Origin of the sequence: Leptospira vanthielii serovar Holland str. Waz Holland = ATCC 700522, from assembly GCF_000332455.1 — a bacterium.
Classification (GTDB): domain Bacteria; phylum Spirochaetota; class Leptospiria; order Leptospirales; family Leptospiraceae; genus Leptospira_A; species Leptospira_A vanthielii.
In genome coordinates, this window is record NZ_AOGY02000068.1 from 1 (window position 1) to 3,952 (window position 3,952).

The window sequence follows — 3,952 nt, forward strand, 5'->3', positions numbered from 1 at the left end:
ACGCCACGTATAAATGTCCTTCGCATAACAGCGTGGAAACGACTTCGCTTCGGCACGAGGCCTCGCTTGGGCTGCGCCACATTCCTCTCCGTCACGCTTCTCGCTCCGCAAGAAGTCGCGCCGACGCTAACGCCTCCTTCAGAGGCTCAGCTACGAGGAACGTCGTCTCCACTAGTTCGTTATACGCAACGCATTAACTGTATGCCTCAGGACATGGGTAACACTTTTGTAGCAAGACATAGGTAACACTTTCAGGTTTCTAATCCCTATAGATCACCTTTTTAGGAGGGCTAGAGGGATGCCTTGGAAGGAGAATAATGTCGTGGAATTAAGATATCAGTTCGTTCTGGAGAGCCTCCAGACGGGAGTCAATTTTTACTCAGCTTTGTGCTCAGTATGGGATCTCCACCAAGTGTGGATACAAATGGAAGGAAAGATTCATTTTAGAGGTCGGGAGGGGCTTCGGGATAAAAAGAAAACTCCAAAAAACTCGCCGGCTAAAATTGCTGAAGAAACCATTCTCGATATCGTTAAGATCAAAAATAATAAGAAGTTTTGGGGGGCTAAAAAAATCCTAGAACTCTACAAAAATAAATTCCCTGACAGAAAACCTCCTAACAGATCCACCGTTGAACGTATTCTTAAAAAAGCCGGGCTTCTAGATAAGAAAAAGAAAAGAAGACCCATTAACTCAGGACAACGCATCTCTATGCCTGAGAAAGCCACTCATCCATACGTCGTATTTGGACCGTTGACTTCAAAGGATGGTGGTATACTCCAGAAAGAGAAAAAGTAATCCTCTTACCGTCAGAGATGATTTCTCTAAAATATATTCTCGCTATCAAAACTTTGAAGAAAGGTGATATTCCTTCCGTTAAGGCTGAATTTACTAGGTTATTTAAGATCTACGGTATTCCTGATATCATTCGTTCTGACAATGGACCGCCTTTCGCTTCCATGCAGTCTCTTTGGGGACTCACTAAACTTTCCGTTTGGTGGCTCTCTCTAGGGATCAAACTCGATCGTATTCAACCAGGGAAACCCTACCAAAATGGTGCTCATGAAAGAATGCATAGAGACATGGCAAGAGAACTACAACAGGAAATCGTTGGTAACATCACACTCTTCCAAAATCTTTTCGATAAATGGAGAATCGAATTCAATAGAGAAAGACCTCACGAAGCTCTTAACATGAAAACTCCAGAACAAGTCTATGTTAAGTCTGATAGAAAATTTGATCCTTATGCTGACTTACTTATTGCATATCCTTTTGGATTCAAACAAAGGCATGTCAATGACAGAGGATACATCAATTACAATGGTAACCTAATCATGGTTGGAAATCCTTTTAATGGATTTAATATCGGAATCAAAAAGGAATCACATTCCCTCTCTATCTGGTTCGGTAAAAATATGTTAGGTGTGATTGATCAAAATTTATTCTTGATTAATTCTCAGGACGATTCATACAAAGTTCATAAACCAAGAAAGGTTGCCAAAAAGCGTTACCCTTCTCCTGCAGCATAATCGTTACCCATGTCTTGAAGTCATACCTAAAATCAATATTAAAATGAAAGTTTTTCATTTTGCATTTATCACCTCGATAACAATAGCAGTCCTATTAGGTATTGATTCAAAAAATACTAATGAAGAAAATATTTATTCAGAAAAAGTTGTTTCTATTCTAAAAATTGTAAATTTTAAGGATTTAGGAGGAGTTACTCAAATAAACAATTCAGTATACTTTAATCCTAAAAAAATCGAAAACTCCTTTTTATTAAAAATAGAACCTAATACAACTATACAAATTGAAAATTGCGAATTCAATCTATTTAAAGATGCCTCAAGATTTGATAAACATGAATACAATAATCACAAATATATTCTTCAAACAAATCATAGTTTCTATTTATTCAAAAAAGTAAATTTCGAAGAAATGTATTTTTATAAATTTAAATTCAGTTACGACATAAATGGTGTTTTTCATTATGATTTTTATGATTGTGTAAAAACAAGCTCATTGCAGAAAAACCAAATATTAACAAATTATTTTGAAAAAAATAGCTTTAAAATCCATTTTTTAGAATATTTAAATAAAATCTCAATTCGAGCTGAAAACAATAATCTGAAAATTAGAAACCAATATATAATTATCATTGGATTTGTATTAAATGTTATATTATTTTTCATACTTTTGTTTTTCCTTACAAATTTAAAATTTATGTTCCCATATTTTACAATATTAAATATATGCTTATATCTTATTTTACGATTCAACGACGGACATTAAACCAACGTGACGTCGCATAACATCGGCTAAACACTTCGCTTCGAGTCTTCGCCCTCGCTTGGCCTTCGGCACATTCCTCTCCGTCACGTCTCTTGCATTCGCAAGATCCGCGCCGACGCTAACGCCTACTCCGTAGGCTCAGCTCCGAGGAACGTCGTTTAGCCTCGTTCGTTATGCGACATGTTATAAAACTTAAAATAAGAATATAAAAAATGATAGTTAAAGAAGAAGAAATAGATAGCCTAAGTCAACCGAAAGCTCAACAAGACGCCGTTTTAATAAAACAAAAATTTGATCTAAGAAGAACACAATATCAAATTTGCAAAAAAAATAGAATTTATAGTCTAGAAATATGGCAAACATTAGAAGATGAAATAAAAGAATTTGAAGAAAAATTTCTCCAATGGAATAACCAGTGGTCACAAACATACCAATCCAACAATTTAACTGCAATCAAAAGCTTTCTTAAAGAAGGAAACACCATATTTGAAAAAATGGAAAATTTTCTAAAAAATCAACAATTATTCGATGATATTGAAACTAGTTCAAATGTATCCTTTAGAAAAACATTACACGAGAACATCGAAACCAAATTTCTCGAATTATCTGAAAACTTTACAAATCAAATAAAAGAAGGAATTAACTCTTTAGTTAGATTAAAAGGAGAACTAAATCTTACCAAAAATTTCGGTGAAAAAATTAGCAAACAAGTTGAGTCTTCAAAATATGGCAACTGGATATTCTTTTCTTTATTTCTGTCATTACTCTTTTTATATGGATTAATATTAATTGTCCCATTTTTCTATAGTCCATTAAAAGAATTTGAATATTGGCAACAATGGGGGATTAGATTAACTATCTCGATACCAACAGGCTTAATTTTATATTTCGTATTTAATCAATATAGATTTTATAAATTATCTTATACAAAATACCAACACCTTGAAACTTTTATTGGAGGGGGTATAACCTCCCTACACTCATTATTAGATGCAAATTCAAAGCTAAAAGATGAAACAAGCAAAAGCATTGCAGATCTTTTTATAAGCATTGACGATATTTTGAAACCAATAGTGAACAAAAATTCACCGTATCCTTTTGACCTAAAAGATCTCAACAAATCCGTAAATGATCTTCTAAAAAATTTAGAAAGCATAAGCAAAATCAAGAAAGATAATCCAATCCAATAACACGTCGCATAACAGCGTGGAAACGCTTCGCTTCGGCACAAGGCCTCGCTTGGGCTACGCCACATTCCTCTCCGTCACGCTTCTCGCTCCGCAAGAAGGCGCGCCGACGCTAACGCCTACGACGTAGGCTCAGCTACGAGGAACGTCGTCTCCACTAATTCGTTATGCGAAATGGCTTAAAAAATAATGAAAAAAATAATGAATAGAGGAAAAATCAAAACAAAGAATTTAGTAATATTCTTAATTTTACTCATTGGATTTTCAATAGGAACTGTCTCACATATTATTGATATTGAAAAATTTGGATTTTTCGGATATAAATTTGCACCTTATCCTCTAAATGTCTTTTGGACTTTTTTAGTCATTCTCGATCCTCTTACCATTATTCTCATATTCTTTAAACTTAGATATGCAATATATTTAGCTATATCTATTATGATGCTTGATATTACAATCAATCTATCTTACGGAA

5 protein-coding genes are annotated in these 3,952 nt (G+C 34.3%); all 5 read left to right on the forward strand.

Going from position 1 to position 3,952, the window contains the following annotated elements; translation table 11 throughout:
- The first annotated feature begins 298 nt into the window (after positions 1–298).
- On the forward strand, positions 299–796 hold the full coding sequence (locus LEP1GSC199_RS16400) for a helix-turn-helix domain-containing protein (RefSeq protein ID WP_002987901.1): 498 nt from the start codon (positions 299–301) through the stop codon (positions 794–796).
- 17 nt (positions 797–813) lie between these two features.
- A complete protein-coding gene (locus LEP1GSC199_RS21910) occupies positions 814–1,527 on the forward strand; it encodes an integrase core domain-containing protein (protein WP_002987889.1) in 714 nt (237 codons plus the stop codon).
- Positions 1,528–1,570: 43 nt separating this feature from the next.
- Positions 1,571–2,290: a hypothetical protein gene (locus LEP1GSC199_RS16410; protein WP_002987894.1), complete on the forward strand. Its 720-nt coding sequence runs from the start codon at positions 1,571–1,573 to the stop codon at positions 2,288–2,290.
- A gap of 212 nt (positions 2,291–2,502) precedes the next feature.
- Positions 2,503–3,480: a hypothetical protein gene (locus tag LEP1GSC199_RS16415; protein ID WP_002987899.1), complete on the forward strand. Its 978-nt coding sequence runs from the start codon at positions 2,503–2,505 to the stop codon at positions 3,478–3,480.
- A gap of 198 nt (positions 3,481–3,678) precedes the next feature.
- Positions 3,679–3,952, forward strand: a 274-nt coding sequence (locus tag LEP1GSC199_RS21915) for a hypothetical protein (protein WP_002987891.1), incomplete at its 3' end; no start/stop codon positions are given.